Here is a 19,602-nt window from a genome sequence, read left to right as displayed (position 1 = left end):
TGAAGCGCTAAAGCGCTGACTACAAACTTTAATAGTGTGCCATGCGATCGCAGTATATATTATCGCCCATGCTCACACCTAACATCTGGGTAAAGCGCTCATAGAAACCGACGCGATCGCGAACTTTGTCGTTCGTTGGTATGCTACATTCAAGACCACCATTGATGATGTTAATGGTCATCCCGAAACCAGGTACACGCCCCTGGCTGATATCGCTGGGGTTGGGTGTCCAACCGCCAGTCATGACGGCGTGACAAGAGGGTTTGGGTGGCTGGGGCGTCATCCAGAACCACAGGGCGGTTTGAAACGCGATCGCACCATCGGTTTTGACTAAATCAGGGTTAGCCAACAAATTTATCCCTAAGGCTTCGCCCACTTGACCATAGTTATAGTTCCATGACAATTGCATTGGACCACGCCCGTGATAGGTTTTACCGGGTACGCAGGGATAGCGGGTATTGCTGGGATCGCAGTATTGGGTACAGCCTCCCTGTTCACACCCCACCTCTTCGATGAAATGTAGACCCCAGGCGTAACGTCCTCCGGGTGCTGTATCCCAGCCTCCTGTTGTTTCGTGGGCAATGTTAGCTAGGAACGCCGCCGCCTCGCGTTTCCGTTGCTCATCGGAACCCCGGTTGCAAAACTCTGGGTACTTCTGAGTGACGGCGACTAGGTTATCGTAGCTATACAAATCGTTCCGGTTGGGGAACATGGCGTCGTAGGTTTGGCGTGATACGATACTGGCAAAACCGCCACCCGACGGTGGAGGAGGGGGAACAGTACCGGGTTTAATCTTGACAAACGCCTCCCATCCGCTAATTGAATTGCGATTAGCCACGAGTTCACGTCCGCCACCATCTTCAGCACAAACATACTGACCATTATGGGCTTGCAGGGCGATTTGATTCCCCCCCAATTCATGGAGGGTGAAGGTTTCCCAGGCGTCAATGCTACTGCGATTAGCGACAAGTTCACGTCCGCCGCCATCTTCTGCACAAACATACTGACCATTGGGGGCTTGCAATGCTACTTGATTTCCCCCCAATTGATGCAGAGTAAAGGTTTCCCCATCGCCAACCGTAGTCCGATTAGCAACAATGGTGCGTGCGCCATTATTTTCCACACCCACATACTGACCATTGTAGGTTTGTAGGGCTATTTTTTGACCCGTTGACCCATTATTGTTGCCATTATCTGACCCACTTCCTAGTAAAGCGGTGACTGATTTGACGCCTAAGTTAATTGCTTCGGCATTGGTATCAACATAAATGTCAATTTTGTTGCCTTTAATCGCTGTACCGATATCCAACGCCTTGGCGGAAACCTGTTGACCATCCCACAGGATTAAGGTAAATACTGTTTTGAGTGGAATCACATTCGGGTCTACGGCGCATTGGAGAAACCCTTGACCTGCCAGTGCTTCGCTTAAGGTTTTGCCAAATTCACCTGTGGCTGGAGGTTGTACGGTTCCGTCGGGATGGGTTGATTGTTCTCGACTGTAGAAGGTTGCTTCTAGATGCAATTGACCGGACGGGGGTGTTGGAGGTGACGGGGGTTGAGGAACAGATCCATTGGGAAGGCAGATTTCTTGACCCGCCTGCAAATTACTCGCCTCGGCTTCTGTATAGGGGATGCCATCGGTTTTCATGATTTCACGCCAACGATCCCCATTACCGAGTTCTCGTTGGGCAATTAGATAAAGTGTGTCTCCGGGTTTGATGGTGTATGCACTTCCGCTTGTACAAAACATAAATGAACTCCATTGTGTAAGGTTCTGCCTAGAAAAGTGGTGATATTTTTGAGCTAACGATTTGGTTTTCTAGGTTTCTTTTGAGCTTCAGAATTGCTCTTAATTAACACGATAATTCAGTGAACTCAGGAAATGATGAATGGTTTGTGCCAAAGTGATGGTCAGAATTGGACAAGGTAATCACCTAAAGATGCAACTCGATTGGCTGAAAACTGCAAAACTTAAGGTTGAGATTAGGCAACAGGCAACAGGCAACAGTAAGAGGAGGCGATTGAAATCGCTGCTATACAAACAAAGTCCGCCTGCGCGGACTGGGTTATAACGGGGCAAGCTAACCCGGATTTGGTATGACAAGAGATAGTTCAAGGCTTGCATAGGCACTAATCCTGAATAAACATAGACCTGTAAACAAGTTGCCTTGTAGTTTTCGGCAAGGGGACTGACAGAATTGTGCCATTCCTTGGTCTTTTTCTGGCATTTAAATTGGCAGAAAAGGGGTATGTATTACGTCTGGTTTTTATTTAGAGTTGAAATCAAAGAGCAGTTTTGACCGCTCAAACACCAGTCTTCAGCTTGATTCCCAAACCGATCAAATAGTTAAAGGGTTTGGCTCAACTGAGATTTAGATTGAAATCCACTCGGTTCTAAAACCAATAGTTGAGGATAAAGATAATGGCAGTTCAGAATTTCTTCACCCCAGATCTGAGTAGTCTCGTAGCCGGACAGGATTACGCCTCTGGTGAGTTAATTGTTAAATTTAAACCGGAGACTGAACCTACCGAAATTGAAGCCTTGCAAGCGAGTCTGGGTGCGTCAGTCATCGACAGCACGAAAACATTAGGCAGTCAGCTTTGGCAAATCACTGGAGTCAGCATCCAAGAAGCGATAGATCTGCTGAGTTCTAATTCACAAATTGACTATGTAGAACCTAACTATACAATCTCTCTCAATAGCACGATCCCCAATGACTCCGACTTCGATGAACTTTGGGGACTGAATAATACGGGTCAAACAGGGGGCACGCCTGACGCCGATATTGATGCTCCCGAAGCCTGGGATATTTCGACAGGCAATAATATCGTGGTTGGGGTGATTGATTCGGGGGTAGATTATACCCACCCCGACTTGAATGACAATATGTGGACGAACCCAGAAGAAACTCCCGGAGATGGCATTGATAATGATGGCAATGGCTATGTCGATGATTATTATGGTTGGGATTTTTTCAATAATGATAATAACCCCTATGATGATAACGGTCACGGCACTCATGTAGCGGGAACAATTGCGGCTGAAGCCAATAATAGTATCGGGGTGAGTGGTGTTAGTTGGTCGTCCCAAATCATGGCACTTAAGATATTTGATGCTAATGGTGGTGGAAGTAATCTCCAAGCTTTAGCATTCAATGCAAGTAAGGCGATAGAATACGCCACAACGATGGGCGCTCACCTGACTAACAATAGCTGGGGCTTTGGGGATTTTAATTCCCAGACGCTTCGTAATGCGATCGCGGCGGCTGGACAAGCCGGAAAGTTATTTGTTGCGGCGGCTGGTAATGATGGTAAGAATAACGATGTGATCACCGATTATCCATCCAACTATAACTTGGATAATATTATCAGTGTGGCAGCGACAGACCATAATGATCAATTAGCGAATTTTTCTAACTACGGAGCCACCTCTGTGGATTTAGCTGCACCAGGGGTAGGGATTCTCAGTACTGTTCCTGGGGGTGGATACGGCACAAAGAATGGGACTTCTATGGCAGCTCCCCATGTCTCAGGTGTTGCTAGTCTGATTTTGGCTCAAAACCCCAATTTGACGGCTTTAGAGGTCAAGGAACAAATCCTACAATCCGTTGATCCGATTCAAGACTTACAAGGAAAAACGGTAACGGGTGGGCGGCTCAATGCTCACAAGGCGCTGACTAACGGGACGACTCCTCCAGTAACTCCTCCAGTAACTCCTCCATCACCTCCCCCAGTAACTCCCCCAGCAACCAATTTTACCGGGGATGACTTTGACCCTAATATTGACAACAGTCAGTGGTCAAACATCAGTAGTGGAGTCGCCGCTAACAACTTTGGCGGAAGTGGTAATTCCTTATTTTTCAGTGATGGTTCTACTCGCAGTGCTACCACTACAGGTGCAAATCTTTCTCAGAGTAGTTTTAACTTTCTCCGCTTTGACCTGATTTTTGGTGATGGCTTCAATGGTGGCGAAAATGCTGATCCTGGGGAAGATGTGGTGCTGGAGTATTCTATCGATGGTGGTACGAATTGGACACACCTGAGAACCTATGACACTGAATTCTACACGGATTGGACAACTATTACTGAAGTGATTCCTCTGTTTGCTCAAACCAATAACACCAGCTTCCGGTGGCGACAATTAGAGAATAATGGTGTAGGCTACGATGAATGGGCATTGGATAATGTGGAAATTACCCAAAATTTCTTTGATTTTGGTATCTTTGCTCAAGGTGATACGGGAAGTTTCAGTCGTTCTAGTCTCCCAGAAACTCTAGAGGGCGAAATCGAGGTCGGTTTTGATCGGATTGATGATTTAATTTTCGCCGATGCTGGTAATAATACAGTGGCTGGCGGTTTGGCAAATGATTTGATTTATGGCAAAGAGGGGGACGATATTCTCCGGGGTGACTTGAATCAGCGTTCCTCTGGCGGTGCGATCGGCGGTGATGACATTATTTATGGTGGCACAGGGAATGACCGGATTGGCGGTAAGGGGGGTAATGATAAACTCTATGGCGAAGAGGGGGATGACCAAATTTGGGGTGATGATGGTGATGATCTGTTATGGGGAGGTCTTGGTAATGATCAGCTCACCGGTGGTAAGGGTAACGATACTTTTGTCTTAGGGTTGGGTGAAGGCGTTGATACGATCCAAGATTTTCAGGGAGTTGAGGATGTTATCGGTTTGGCAGATAATCTGACATTTGAGCAGTTGTCTATTACTCAAACTGGGAAGAATACTCAGATTGATTTTAACGATGATACGCTGGCGATTTTGACTGGAGTGAATGCCAGTACGCTGACCGCTGATGTTTTTACTGTGGTCTAGTGTCTTAGAGTGGCGGATGCAAGGTTAGTATAGCGGTGATTTCAATTGCCTCGTCTACTTGCATTCCCATTCGTTTAAAGACCACTGCATCAGAGTGCGATCGCGCCCACTTCATTCGCTCAAATCCGGTGGCTCTTGCCTCAATTCTCTGGCTTAACGTAATCGCGAAAGTCCTCACCCTCAACAAAGTAGGGTGCGTTAGCGTAGCGTAACGCACCTTTGTGAAAGCTTGCGTAACTGAGGGGTCAGACCCCTCCCCAAACCCCTCCCCGACGCGGGGAGGGGCTTTGATGCTCCCCCTTCCGTGCAACAAAAGCGCAGCAACATCTTCGCCAGCAGTATCCCATAAGTGGGGTCGCGGCGTCAGTTCTATTAAAACGACATGACATCCTGTCTGTGTGATGGGAACAAATTTGATATTACGGGTGGATAGTTTAATCCCGATTCCCTTTTGAGCCGGAAGTACATTCATAAAACGGCTTTTTTGTCAAATTTGCCTCGAAATGAGTCCATCCAATTGGGTAATGAAACCTAATTGTAGTATTCCTTTTTTTCCGGCGTTAGGGAGAACAAAATAACGCAGTACCAAGGCGTTTTAGGAATAATTGGTTAAAAATGGTTATAAAAATAACCCAATACAGTATAACAGTAACGTTATACTACATCCTCAAACCCTTGTCAAATCAGGATTTACCTGGGGCATTTTCTGCCCGCCCGAACTCCGCTTATCTTTAGACTATTAAAACCTAAACGTCAAACTTAAAAGTTTTCTTTATATATAGTAGGCATCATTGTTCCAGACGTTGCATGCAACGTCTCTACATAAATGATGGTGCGATTGGTTTGTAGTAGGGGCTTTAGCCTTAGCTTGTAGTAGGGGCTTTAGCCTTCTCAGCTTGTAGTGGGGAACCTTAGCCCTAGATTCCGCCCTAGCAACACGGGTCAACCCAAAATGGTGGCGTGACCCAGCTAAAATGGTGGAATAGATTTTACCGTTAAACTCGGCACCATCCTTTACGCCCCGACAATTCTGATTTGACGGTTTGATGGGCGCATGGGGCGTGTTGGGCGGGGCGTGTCGGGCGCACGCCGTGCGCCCCTACGGTTTCTATCCCGTTATAACCCAGTCCGCGCAGGCGGACTTTGTTTGTGTAGCAGCGATTTCAATCGCCCCCTCATGCTACCCTTTTACCGTTACTCCCCACATTCGCGACTCATGATCACTTTCCCATTCGGTAATCGATATATCCCCGTGGGTTCAATAATCGGATCACCCATTTTCCAAGGGCGACGAGTTGAGGACGAAGATTCTTCCCCAGCTTCCAGACGTTCCACCGGAACGTCTCTACTAGGTTCCTCTTCTCCAGAAGCAGGAATTGACCGCACGGTTCCGGTCTGATAGGGTGTATCGTAAAGATCCCCAGGGCGAAACGGGATACCCCCCGTACCCGTAATAAAGAAGCTACCCCGTTGGGGTTGATGGCGACGGGCGATGCAACTTTCGGCAATCAGTTCGTCGGTGTCGATTCCATCGCCTGATAACAGGATAAAGCTGTTTTCAATAAAGCTGGTGTCGGGGATGGTAATTGTGCCGACTACCGCACCGTCGGCATTGATATCCACGCGATCGTTAATATCAAGGGTAACTGGGTCAGTGCCTCTGGGCGCCGGTTTGAAGTTTTCACCGAAGAAGGCGACGGTGTTCAAGCTGATATCCCCACCTCTGCCATCACGGGCATAAGCTAGGATATCGCTATCGTCAAATGCCAGGATGGTGTTGGCGGTGAGGGTAATATTACCGCCACCCCCTGCACCCAAGGCAACGCGGCTGGTGATGTCGCTATCTTCAAATAGGCGGATGTCAGAAGCGGTGATGGTAATCGCCCCCCCAGCCGACTGTTCGGTGGAGGTGGCAATGGTGCCATTGGTGGCACTGAGGTGTTCGGTGTTAATTTGGATATCCCCCGCTTTGGCTGCACCTGTAGATTGGGCGATGATTCGTCCCTGATTGGTCAGTTGTACCCTGTCGGTGGCGTTGATGGTGAGATTCCCGCCAATTCCGTCGGGGCTGGGGGAGGAGGTGGCGGCGGAGACGGTGGCGTCGTTGGTAACGGTTAGGGTTTGGGTGTTAATTAAAAGGTTGCCGGCGGTGCCATTGCCGAAGGTGGCTACAGAGAGTAAACCGTTATCGGTGACGAGGAGAGAAGGGGTATTTAGGGTGAGGTTCCCCCCATTCCCCGTGGCGCGGGCCCTGACTAAGGCGTTTATACTACTGGGATTCCCTTCGGTGTCAGTGCCTATCACTTCAATCTTGTCAGTGGCGGTGACGGTTACATCTCCAGCATCGCCCATGCCAGCCGTCCTGGTGGATAACTGGGCACCGTCAAGGATGCGTAAGCCTTGGATAGAGATCCTCACTTCTCCCCCAGTTCCAGTGGCGTCAGGTTCGACACGGGCAAACAAACCACTGGGATTGCCATTGATGGGGTTATCGCCATTTAACTCAATTTGGCTAGCATTGACATTTAACTGACCCCCATCCCCTTCGCCGAAAGTTGACACCGATATCTGACTCCCCTGGCTGACCAATAGTTCTCCTGTGTTCAGGGTCAAATTCCCGGCATTACCTGTGGCACCCGGTTCAACTTGCGCGGCGATACCACTGGCATTTCCTTCGGCGTCAGTGCCTATGACTTCAATTTTGTCCGTGGCAGTTACAGTTAAGTTCCCAGAATTCCCTTCACCAAAAGTCGAGGCGGATAAGGAAGCACCGTCCTTGATGCGTAAGCCTTGGGTAGAGATGGTCACATTTCCCCCAATTCCTGTGGCATTAGGATTGACATTGGCAAACAAACCACTGGGAAACCTGTTATCGATGGGGTTTCTACCATTTAACTCAATTTGGCTAGCATTGATCTTTAACTCACCCCCATTCCCTTCTCCAAAGGTTCCCACCGATATCTGACTCCCCTGGCTGACCAATAGTTCTCCTGTCTCCAGGGTCAAATTCCCGGCATTGCCTGTGGCGCCTAAGTCAACTTGCGCGGCGATACCACTGGCATTTCCTTCGGGGCTACCTATGACTTCAATTTTGTCCGTGGCTGTTACTGTTAAGTTCCCAGAATTCCCTTCACCAAAAGTCGAGGCGGATAATTCGGCACCGTCCTTGATGCGTAGGTCTTGGGTAGAGATGGTCACATTTCCCCCATCTCCTGTGGCATCAGGTTGGACAGAGGCAAACAAACCACTGGCATTGCCATTGATGGGGTTTCTACCATTTAACTCAATCTCGGTAGCATTGACCTTTAACTCACCCCCATTCCCTTCTCCCAAGGTTCCCACCGATATCTGACCCCCCTGGCTGACCAATAGTTCTCCTGTCTCCAGGGTCAAATTCCCGGCATTGCCTGTAGCACCGGGATTAACTTGCGCGGCGATACCACTGGAATTCCCTTCGGGGCTGCCTATCACTTCAATCTTGTCTTTTGCTGTTACAGTTAAGTTCCCAGAATTCCCTTCACCAAATGTAGAGGCGGATAAATCGGCACCGTCAACGATGCGTAAGCCTTCAGTAGAGATGGTCACATTTCCCCCAATTCCTGTGGCATCACGTCCGACACGGGCAAACAAACCACTGGGAGTTCCATCAATGGGGTTATCGCCATTTAACTCAATTTGGCTAGCATTGACATTTAACTCACCCCCATCCCCTTCTCCGAAGGTTGACACCCGTATCTGACCCCCCTGGCTGACCAAAAGTTCTCCTGTGTTCAGAGTCAAATTCCCGGCATTGCCTGTGGCACCTCGGTTAACTTGCGCCCGGATAAAACTGGCATTTCCTTCGGGGCTGCCTATCACTTCAATTTTGTCCGTGGCGGTTACGGTTAAGTTCCCAGAATTCCCTTCACCTAATGTAGAGGCGTCTAAAAAGGCACCGTCCTTGATGCGTAGGTTCTGGGTAGAGATGGTCACATTTCCCCCATCTCCTGTGGCATCAGATCCGACAGCAGCAAACAAACCACTGGGAGTTCCATCAATGGGGTTAGTGCCATTTAACTCAATTTGGCTAGCATTGACATTTAACTCACCCCCATCCCCTTCTCCGAAGGTTGACACCGATATCTGACTCCCCTGGCTGACCAAAAGTTCTCCCGTCTCCAGAGTCAAATTCCCGGCATTGCCTGTAGCACCTAAGTCAACTTGCGCGGCGATAAAACTGGCATTTCCTTCGGGGCTGCCTATGACTTCAATTTTGTCCGTGGCTGGTACTGTTAAGTTCCCAGAATTCCCTTCACCAAATGTAGAGGCGGATAAAGAAGCACCGTCCTTGATGCGTAGGTCTTCAGTAGAGATGGTCACATTTCCCCCAATTCCTGTGGCATCATCACCGACAGCAGCAAACAAACCACTGGGATTGCCATTGATGGGGTTATCGCCAATTAACTCAATTTGGCTAGCATTGACGGTTAACTGACCCCCATTCCCTTCTCCGAAGGTTGACACCGATATCTGACTCCCCTGGCTGACCAAAAGTTCTCCTGTGTTCAGGGTCAATTTCCCGGCATTGCCTGTGGCACCTCGGTCAACTTGCGCGGCGATACCACTGGCATTTCCTTCGGCGTCAGTGCCTATGACTTCAATTTTGTCAGTCGCCACCACCCGTAACTCCCCAGCATCGCCCTGACCACGAGTAGACGTTGTGATTCGCCCCCCTTCGATTAACCGAACCGACCTAGCTTGGATACGAGTATTACCCCCCACACCAACTCCATAGTTGTCGTTGTTAATCACGCCGCCATTCACCAAAACCGTTCCTGTGTCGCTAGTAATAGTGATATCCCCACTCACACCTGTTCGACCACCATCTGACCTCATACCTACCGTGGTAATATTGCCATCCGCTTCCAGAGTAATCCTGCCGCCATCGCCAGCATTAATTAAATTAGTAGATGCTTTGAGTTCACCTGTGGCGTTAATCTCACCATTGCGACTAATGAGACTAATATCCCCGCCATTGCCAGAATCAGTAGACGCATCGAGCCTCTGAGTGGTGATATTATCATTAGCAGTTAGTTCGATGCTTCCTCCATTCCCACTGCCAGATGCTGAAGTGATTAAATTGGCGGTATTAATACTGCCATGGGTGGCATTTAGCTCAATCGCCCCACCCCCTTTGGTCGGTTCTGTAGGTTCTGTAAACGTAGACACCGCCCCTTGAGTTCCGGTTAAGGTGATACTGTAGTTTCCGGCACTACTGCCATCACCATTATTATCCCAACCGACAAGGGGTGACGAACCACCGAGTCCCGTTGACCCAACTACACCATTAAAGGGTTGATCTGGAAAAATTTCCCCTCCGCTACTGACGGCATCATTATCCCACTGACTGACTGCCAAATAATAAATACCCGCCGTAGTGGGAGTTAACCCATTTCCCCCTGGCAGAGTTGATTGTCTAATATTGCCAGAGGCGTCATCATTGGCATAAACCCCCAAGCCATTCCCATCAAATAAGAATAACTGAGTGTCCAAGCTAGTTCCACCCACTGTCGTAGCAGAGAACGTCCCACCCCCATTTAGGTAAATTTGAAACAAGTCAACATCTGTAGGTCTGGAGAAGTTCCCGGATATCGTGGTGAGGGGGACTCCTGCACTCGTACCCAATACCTCGGCTGTACCCATAAGCTGACCCACTGTATCCCCATCAGAGGGAGTTGTTTCGATATTCCCCAACGTCAAACTCGCACCAGAAATAACAATATCCCGTCCATTGGTACTGAGAGTATCTGCCACATCCTGCATCAAAAAGGAACCCACTCCATCCCCATCTGCATCGGCGGTGAACCCAATTAACCCACTCCCAGCCGCAAAACTTAGGGTATCATCGGTTAGGTCATTAACGGTAATATTATTAGTCGCCTGTAAAATAACATTCGTATCCCCCGCCAACCCCTCCAACTCCGACTCATATATCGTTGTCGGCGCTGCATCATCAATCTCACTCAACGGCGCACTTAAAATCTGCCCCGCCACCCCAGAATTATTCCCGGCAAACGTATCCGTACCATCTGCCGCACCATCACCAGAACCATTGGCAATTACAATATCCGTCGGGTCAAGTAACAATGTCCCCGATAACCCATTCACCGCAGAAGTATCCACCGTTCCCCGAAATATCAGGTGTTCTTTCCCTGATACCTCTACAAATCCCCCATTCCCCGCCTCACTTCCCCCACGGGCGCTAATCGTGCCATAAAATCCGGTTACTTCATCCGCCCAAACAATCACATTTCCCCCATACCCACGGGTCAAAGCATCAGCATTAATTGTCACACCCGTATCAATAAACGTCCGTGCCGCCGTGGGAACATCCCCTTGCCCCTGAAAGGCGCCACCAATCAACACTGTACCGCCACCTGTATCTGAGGACACATCAATTCGGGCATTTTCTAATAATCCCACTCGTTCCCCTAAAACCTGTACTAACCCTCCTGGTGCCGTAAGTGAACCCGTACTGGTAACTGTATCCCCGGCTAATGTGAGAGATTCTCTTTGTCCGACAGCTAAATTCCCCCGATTAGTAATCTTACCCCCCGCCGCTTCTACCGCATTATAAAATAGCGCCCCAGGACTGACTGAGAGTAAACGACTACTGCGAGGTTGAGTCGCACTAAAAACCCCATCCTCCCCCAACTCTATCCCTGATGCTGTGCTGGCGACAAAGGAACCCTCTATATCTAAACTGGCATTTTCGCCAAATAAAATCCCATTGGGATTAAGTAAAAATAGATTCGCTTCACCCAATACCCCTAACCTGCCTAATATAGTCGAGACATTATTCCCAGTAACCCGTGACAGGATATTTTCTATCCCATCCGGATTCGTAAAATAAACCCCTCTCCCCTCGGCGACATTAAACTCTATGAAACTATGAAACAGATTCGCGCCGCGAGTGGCGCCCCCATCAATTCTGTCGCTGAGTATGTCCCGAATTATTACATCGGGGTTAACCACAGAACTTTCCGCCCCCAGGGTATCATCGGGTATCACCTGGGCGAAGACTCCCTCATTTCCCCCCGTTACCAATACGCCGATTAATCCGACAGTGCCAATGATAAACGACTGCCAACGCCCACCCAATTTGTTTATTATCATCACGGCAAACGTCTCCTGAGAATAGAAATCAATCAAGCCATCGGGTTTTGACCTGGATTGGACGCCTGTTGGTTATCTGGGTCAACTTGCGCCAAAACCTTACCGGAGGCGGAGGGAACCCTGTAGCATTCCCTTCTCTGACCTGGGAACGAGACTCTAACCTAACGGAAAATCGGTATCACTTATGACAAAATACGACCCGACAAACCCTTGGCAAACACCAAGACTTAGTAGCCATTATCCCACTAAACTGGATAATTTTCTCGCCTTATTTCCCAAACTACCAGAAAGTGACGAAACCTGTGATGCACTTAAGTGCAAGCTGGATGGCAGAATTCAGACAGAGCCAGTCAGGAACAGGACAAGCTGGGGTATCGCCTAATCGGGTCAAAAACCTGTGAGACCATCGGATTGATGTCAGCCAGTTCGCGATCGCTATTTGTGCCAGCATCGTTCTCCCTGGTATTAGCATCTTGGTAAGGCCATACCAGTGCGATCGCGCCAAATCCATTCGCTCCAATGGCTTTTTTGTCCAATCCGCCTTTGTCACCCCCTTGATCCGTTAGCAGCTATTCCCAACACCCGACACCCCGATACGGTGCAACAACCTCAGGAGAATAATAGCGATAATCAATGGGCAACTGTAAGCCTTGCAGCTTCAAACTTTGCAACCGATAAAGATAAGCAGCGCCCATCATAATATGATACGCCACATCAACCACGCGCCGTGCCTTCGGCTCAGCCAAATAAGACCCTCTCACCCAATCATTAAACGACCCCATCGCCGGTCCACACCAGATTTGGTAATCCATTTCCCGCCCGTTGACCCCCGAACTCGCCCACCGAGAAGACAAACCCAAATACCAACGGAAAATTAGAGCCATCTTCCGCTTCGGATTACATTCAGCTCTAGCAATTTGCTCCGGATCTCGTTGACCGAAATAGGCAATCGTATCCTGCCAAATTGATTCCAGACTCTTACCAAACACCTGTTCCTCTAATTTTTGGCGTTCCGGAAGCGGAATATCCTCAATTGAATCATAACCTTTATACAACTCATATAATTTCTGCGCCCGCATCGGGAAAAGAGTACCACGCTTAAGTAACTGTACCTTCACCCCCATTTCAAACATATCCGCACAAGGCGCCATAATCATATCCACCATACTCGCCTGAGCCAGTAAACGTTTAGTATGGGCAGAAGTACCCGCCTCAACACAGGATTGATTAACCGAACCCGTAACAATATAACTCGCCCCCATCATCAAAGCCGCCAGGGCTGACTCCGGTGTGCCAATCCCTCCCGCTGCACCGACTCTCACCTGCCGATCATAACCATATTTGCGCTGCATCTCATCCCGGAGCGCTAGGATGGAGGGAAGAAGACAAACTAAGGGACGATTATCCGTATGACCCCCGGAATCGGCTTCCACGGTAATGTCATCAGCCATAGGCACAGTTTCGGCTAACCGGGCTTGTAATGCTGTAATCTGTTGGTGTTCAACCAGTTGTCTGAGCATCTTTTCCGGGGCGGGTTGTAAAAATTTCCTGGCGACTTCGGGGCGCGAGAGTTTGGCAATGACTTTATTTTTGACCTCAATTTGACCCAAGGCATTTAAACTCAACCCCGCCGCCCGATAATAGACAATGTGGGGCGTTAAATCCAGAAACGCCGATGCTTCTACCGTTCTTACACCATGGTTGAGATATAAATCAACCGCTCGTCGTTCCAACGCCGCTTCACTGGGACTATGGATTAAATTAAACCCATAAGGACCTTCAGGAAGAGCCTGCTGAATTTGACCAATAGCCGCTTCAATCTGCGCCGGAATTAAGCCAGCCGCACCGAAACTACTGAGAATACCCGCTTTTCCCAGAGCAATAACCAATTCAGCCGACGCAATACCCCCCGCCATCGCACCTGCCATGTAGGCATAGTTCACCCCATGAAATCTGAGGAAGTTGCGATCGCCTAACTGTTCCGGGAGCAGGGGTGGCACGACCATCAAGGTTTCGATTGGCTCACCGCCAGTATTGTCAGCATAGCAGATATCACCTTCATTCGTGAACCCAATTTGACCTCGGTTGCTGAGGACATAACAGGGCTGATGCAAATTCAAGAGTCGAGTTTTCATTCCTTTGGGATCAAAGCCAATTGAGTCGAAATTCCCCTGCCAAACTGGCTTTATTGTCTTCTGGCAGGTTGTTGGGCTCAGGCTGTTCGCCAGGAAGGTTACGTTGTTAGCTAATTTCTTACCGTTTTTTGACATGATTTAACTCCTAAGTAATAGGGAATAGGGAACCGGAAATCCTGACAATCTTCAACACCGTTCCCCCCATGCATCTCCTGATGCAGCCGAATCCACCAAACCAATTGCCACATCGTTGACCTGATAAATTCTCATCTCGTCTTTCCATAAACTGGCGTCTCCCCTAATCGTGATGCTCTCATGACTCACCTCAACCGTTGATATATGAACCTCCAGGTATAATTGGCGATTCTCCGGCGTAATCTGACCCCGATACTTCCAGGTAATTTGATGATTAAGTACCTGTACAAACCGAGGCGATTGAAACGACTTTCCCAGATCAAGCTGTAGTGCATAAACCTTCATCGCTTGCAAAATCGCTTCCACCCCTAATGCACCCGGCATAACCGGGTCTTGTTTAAAATGACAGGGAAAATACCAATCCGTTGGGCGAATCGTCTTCCTGGCATAAATATACCCTTGCCCATAATCTCCCCCGGCTTCAATCATCAGAACCTGATCCAGAAAATCTAACTGATGATCTGCCAAACGATAATAAGGCTTACTCGGGTTAACTTGATAAAACTTCTGCCGACTCATCGGAGTCCTCAAATCAATCGGAATCGCTGATAACCCCGAACAATTCCTCTGTTCATACCAAGGGCGAACCACCTTTCCCCCATCCAACCCCACTTGTTTAGCCAAAACCGATTGACTAAAATAGCCGAACACCATCGTCCCCTGATAAAAAAGTTCATCCTCACAGAAGAGTTGAAAATCAAAAGCTTGAATAATTACCCCTTGAATCGTCGTAGTTGACAACAATCGCACCTGATCCGTAATCGTTTTCCCCCGTACATCTACCGACTTAAGAATCGTCCCTTGTCCATCAAGATTGCGGAAATAAAGGTCTTCATCAGGAAAGACTAGGGGAACCCCCAAATAAAGCCCCATAAAAATACAAGGTTGACCCGATAGTTCAATATAGGCAAAATAGGGCAAATCCGGATAAGCATTCTGGCGCAAAAACCAAGCCTCCCCAGCAACATCATATTCAGTCACCACCGAACTAGATGGATTGAACTCATGAGGTTCACCCCTAGCGTCTAAAACCCGACTGACTAAACCCAAATCACTGTTCGGCAAACAGACCGAACGACGAGTATCATAAATGTGGTAATCTGACCCCAAACAACTCGCCAAGTCACCTTGAGTCAGGTGTTGGATTTGAGACTGATTAAACAAAGCAGGTTTCGGGGGAAAATTGTTCGCCTCAGGTAATACTTGTTGCGGCTGTTCCGATAATTGTATCCCCAACTCCTTAACATAGGCAATTACTTTATCATCCCAAATCACCTGGACATTGCCAATCACATACGGCTGGGGAGACACCCCCAACTCAGTAATATCTAATCGGTAAATTAACCTGCCCGTACTGGGAGTCACTTGACCCCGAAACCGGGCAACTTGGGGATGATGAGGAATCGGTTGAAATCGGGCATTTATGGTACAGGTTTGTAGTCCCAAAAACAGACAATAAAACTGCAATAACTCCGTCGCCCCTTCAATCATCAGACTCCCGGGCATTGTCGGGTCATTTTTGAAGTGACAGAGAAAATACCAATCATCCGGTTGAACAAACCTTGCACCCATAATTAAACCTAATCCAGCCGCGCCACCGGTAGTATCGACAGATATCACCTGATCAATCATCCTCAGCGCTGGCGGAGGTAATCGTAGGGATGGATTGACACCCTTTTGATGATAGGTCTCACCCAAACAAGCCGCTAGATTTCCCTGACTTAAGTGAAGCAAATCTTCTGAAGTAAACGCGCCTTTTTGACAGGTTAACAACGGAATAAACAGCGACCTTTCTCCCTGATTTATCCCCGATTGTTCCCGTTCCCAACCAACAACACCTTGCCCTTGTGCTAAATCCTGATCCGAAAATAGACCCGCACACCCTTCCTGGAGTTTCATGTAAATTTTGTCATTCACAAACCCCTCCGCCTTAAAGAAAATAAGTAAGCTATCTGTAGTTTTAACAGAAGCCGTAATCCTGATATCATACCGCAAGGTTTCTGGGGCTTCCGGTAGCTTATCGACAAAGGTAGCCGTGAGGTCTAATAAACGGAATGACCGTTTCCCTTGACTCTCAAAATCAGACCCCAAATAACTCAGTAAAAGTAACAGTCCATGACCCGCTTCTTCACAGATCCCCAGAGGAACTTGACCATCAACAGAGTACCAAGCATTTAGGGGAATATCATACTCCGTTTGGATAAAGCCTGACCTATAATCCCCCCGTTTACCATTCAGTTGAGTCACTCGGCTAACAAACTGATAAGGAGGGCTGGGAAGTCGCACTCGTCTGGCATAGGAATCAACACCTTTATACTCCTGACCAAAGATAGGCGAAACCTTCCCTTCTGTCACATCTAGTACCTGATCAGCATTCAAACTCATCGGAGAAGACTGGGTATCAGCAGCAGGAGAAGGGATAGATTCAACGGATTCAGACGCACCCGGATCAGCGACGCTTATCGATACAGCGGATGGCATTTTATTACTGTTCAACCGAACCGTCTTAACCCAAGATTTCCGATTAAGAACCGCGTCCGGAACAGCATCATACAGCGGGGATAAATCCACAGAAACCCGATGACTTAAAAGTTGGGCTAAAACTTTAACAACAGCCACATCATCATCCACACCCCGGCGATTCATACATAGACTCACCTGTTCTTTGTGCTTCAGGATTTCACGAATCCAGCGACAACATGTCCCGCCAGCACCCAACTCAATAAATATCCTGGCGCCATCATCATAAACGCGGTTAACCAGTCGCGGAAAATCAAGATCTTGACACACCCCTTGAGCAAGATGATGGGCAATAGCGTCCTGATTTAGGGGAATGGGGGCATAATTTGCGGAGGAATAAAAAGCAATCTCCGGTACATTTTCCACCGATAACCTGTTGAGTTGGCGAAGCTGATTATATTCCGACGCCATTGCTTGACAATGGAGTACCATATTAGAGGGCATAGAGAAGAAATCGCAATTCAACGCTTCAATCACTCGCTGACAGGCTTGAGGTTCACCAGCAATGACAACTTCGGTGGGTGTATTAATGTGGGTCAAATAAACTCGGCGTTCAGTTTGGATACAGTCCCTGACGCTGGATACCGCAGCCATGAGCACATAACTCCTCCATAATTCTTTACCATTCCGTTCCTGTTCGGGGATTCCCCAATGGTCAACCACAGTAGTTTTACCCCCCACCAATCGACTTTGAAATAGGGGAGAACGCTGCAAAAAATTGCTGCCATAGTCAGCCTTTGTCCAAACATCAAGGGCATACATCATGGTGCTTTCCCCCATACTATATCCGAATGCCATTTGGGGCTGGACGCGGAAATACTCTCTCAAAATTACTGTCAACAAGACAGCCAACCCCGTTCCCGTTTCTAGCATCGCCAAGGGGTCTGCCATTAACATCCCCTCTAAGTCTTCCAACTGCCGTTTGGATAATTTATTGAGCCGTCGGGGATAAAGCAATTTTTCTCGGAAAAACAAGCTGGGATTGGCGATAAAACTGGCAGCCTTGTCATGAAGTTTGGGGAACAAATGGAAGAGTTTTCGACCCATCCCCATGTAGGAATTAAAAGCACCGGGATAAACAAAAGCCACCGCACCTTGTTTGCCCAAGGGCTTAGCCGTAAAATAGCTACCTAAGGGGCTTTTCCAGTCTTTGTGTTGGGCAAAGGCATTGGGGATACCCTGGCGTCCCCGCTGAATTTCTCGCCGTAACTCGTCCTGGGTTCTGCCGACAATGGCTAAAGCATAGGGGGCTTGGGGATGACGTTGAAACCGGGCGAAGGTTTCACTCGCCGTGGCGGATAAGGAGGCGCTCGTTTGAATTGCCTGCTCTAATGTGTTAAGCTGCTCGAGTAACTCGGATGAATTATTCCCCGCGATCGCAAACAGATAAACGGGGAGTTGTGGCACAGACCTCTGGCTGCGGTTGCCTTGGCTGGAGTCTTCTGATACTATTAAATGGGCATAGGTACCGTCAGAACCCAGACTGTTAATGGCAGCGATGCGTTTGGGCTGTTCTGGGGAAAGAAACCAGGGGCGAGATTCCGTGGCTACATAGAACGGACTGTTATGCCCCAGTTGTTCCCATTTTGGCGTACTCCACTGCGGTGTAGCGGGAATATAGCGGTGGTAAAGGCACAGCGCTGTTTTAATTAAGCTAGCGATTCCGGATGCTACATAAGTATGCCCAATAGTCGCCTTAACACTCCCGATCGCACAACTCAATTCGGGATGAGAAACCTGATAGGCTGAGAGTAACCCCTGGATTTCGGCTTGATCTTGGGCTTCCACCCCACTGGCAAAGACCTCCAAATAACCAATATCAGTGGGATTCACGCCAGCTTGAGCCAAAGCCATTTGGCAGGTTTGGCTGACGGATGTGGCTGGGGGAGCCGAGGTTTCGTCGATTAAATGAACGGCATCGATTGTAGCATAAATGCGATCGCGATCAAACTTAGCTCGTTCATATCGCTTGACCACGATCGCTCCAGCCCCTTCGCCCCGAATCACGCCACTGGCGTTACAGTCGTAACTTAGGGTAGGTATTCCCATCGTCATCTTGGCTGAGTCTTCCAGCCACCCAGCCGAGTCCCCCGTAAGATGCACAGCCGCTACCACAACCGCGTCTACTGGAGCCATTGTCAGCAGCATGTTGGCGGTTTCTAGGGCTTCAACAACGGAATTTTCTGCCAGACATACCGTGAAGTTGGGTCCGCAAATAGACCATAATTTAGCTAATTTCTGGAAAACACTATTTTGTTTCTGATCGAAATCATCATCATCGATATGTTGATAATTTGGCTCATCTTCCCCCATCAAATTTTCGTCGATGACAGCAACAACAGCCAGATTCAGCCGTTTTTTTTCCGTTTGATCTAAACCAGCATCTTTAAGAGCCTGATCACAAACCTTCAGCAGCAACAACTGCTTTGGATCAATATGCTCTAAGTCATTGGGTGGGATTTTGTAACGGAACACATCAATTTGAAAATCTTTAAGGTAAGCACCCCATAGGGCTGGCTTTTGCGGACAATCAACCGCTGAAGTTGGAGACGGTTTTGGCGACAAGTCTTGATCCCCTGTAACAGAGATAGGACTAAAATATTGGTTGGCATGGTAAATACTATATTCAAACTCATCCAATCCATGGCACGTCCCCCAAATAGAATCCATCCCGACAATTGCTAATTTTCTAACCATTTTAATTCTCCTTAAATCATTCCCTTGTTTTTGTCAACCAAGCCAACAAAACATTAGCTAAATATTCAA

Annotated in this window: 7 protein-coding genes; 1 reads left to right on the top strand and 6 read right to left on the bottom strand. The window is 48.3% G+C overall.

Going from position 1 to position 19,602, the window contains the following annotated elements:
• Window positions 1-28: 28 nt before the first annotated feature.
• On the bottom strand, window positions 29-1,750 hold the full coding sequence (locus tag RIE73_RS08525) for a glycoside hydrolase family 19 protein (RefSeq protein WP_446400782.1): 1,722 nt from the start codon (window positions 1,748-1,750) through the stop codon (window positions 29-31).
• 672 nt (window positions 1,751-2,422) lie between these two features.
• Here RIE73_RS08525 and RIE73_RS08520 point away from each other — a divergent pair.
• On the top strand, window positions 2,423-4,831 hold the full coding sequence (locus tag RIE73_RS08520) for a S8 family serine peptidase (RefSeq protein WP_446400781.1): 2,409 nt from the start codon (window positions 2,423-2,425) through the stop codon (window positions 4,829-4,831).
• Window positions 4,832-4,835: 4 nt separating this feature from the next.
• Here RIE73_RS08520 and RIE73_RS08515 read toward each other — a convergent pair whose 3' ends face one another.
• From RIE73_RS08515 to RIE73_RS08495, 5 genes are all read right to left on the bottom strand, one after another.
• Window positions 4,836-5,009: a hypothetical protein gene (locus tag RIE73_RS08515; protein ID WP_446400780.1), complete on the bottom strand. Its 174-nt coding sequence runs from the start codon at window positions 5,007-5,009 to the stop codon at window positions 4,836-4,838.
• Between the two features lie 1,016 nt (window positions 5,010-6,025).
• Window positions 6,026-11,986 (bottom strand): two-partner secretion domain-containing protein, encoded by a 5,961-nt coding sequence (locus tag RIE73_RS08510; protein ID WP_446400779.1) that lies wholly within the window; start codon window positions 11,984-11,986, stop codon window positions 6,026-6,028.
• A 350-nt stretch (window positions 11,987-12,336) separates the two neighbouring features.
• A complete protein-coding gene (locus tag RIE73_RS08505) occupies window positions 12,337-12,522 on the bottom strand; it encodes a hypothetical protein (RefSeq protein ID WP_446400778.1) in 186 nt (61 codons plus the stop codon).
• A gap of 33 nt (window positions 12,523-12,555) precedes the next feature.
• On the bottom strand, window positions 12,556-14,256 hold the full coding sequence (locus RIE73_RS08500; RefSeq protein WP_446400777.1) for a PfaD family polyunsaturated fatty acid/polyketide biosynthesis protein: 1,701 nt from the start codon (window positions 14,254-14,256) through the stop codon (window positions 12,556-12,558).
• Window positions 14,257-14,307: 51 nt separating this feature from the next.
• Entirely contained in the window at window positions 14,308-19,533 is a 5,226-nt protein-coding gene (locus RIE73_RS08495; protein WP_446400776.1) for a PfaB family protein, read from the bottom strand.
• Between the last annotated feature and the right edge of the window lie 69 nt (window positions 19,534-19,602).

The organism is Coleofasciculus sp. C1-SOL-03 (genome assembly GCF_040220555.1).
In the GTDB taxonomy this organism is placed as follows: domain Bacteria; phylum Cyanobacteriota; class Cyanobacteriia; order Cyanobacteriales; family Coleofasciculaceae; genus Coleofasciculus.
Note: the sequence above shows the minus strand (reverse complement) of the source record. Positions and strands in the feature narration are given on the sequence as shown.

Coding starts and splice junctions, on each gene's coding strand:
- RIE73_RS08525 (WP_446400782.1), bottom strand. CDS start 1,750: ATGTTTTGTACAAGCGGAAGTGCATACACCATCAAACCCGGAGACACA.
- RIE73_RS08520 (WP_446400781.1), top strand. CDS start 2,423: ATGGCAGTTCAGAATTTCTTCACCCCAGATCTGAGTAGTCTCGTAGCC.
- RIE73_RS08510 (WP_446400779.1), bottom strand. CDS start 11,986: ATGATAATAAACAAATTGGGTGGGCGTTGGCAGTCGTTTATCATTGGC.
- RIE73_RS08500 (WP_446400777.1), bottom strand. CDS start 14,256: ATGTCAAAAAACGGTAAGAAATTAGCTAACAACGTAACCTTCCTGGCG.
- RIE73_RS08495 (WP_446400776.1), bottom strand. CDS start 19,533: ATGGTTAGAAAATTAGCAATTGTCGGGATGGATTCTATTTGGGGGACG.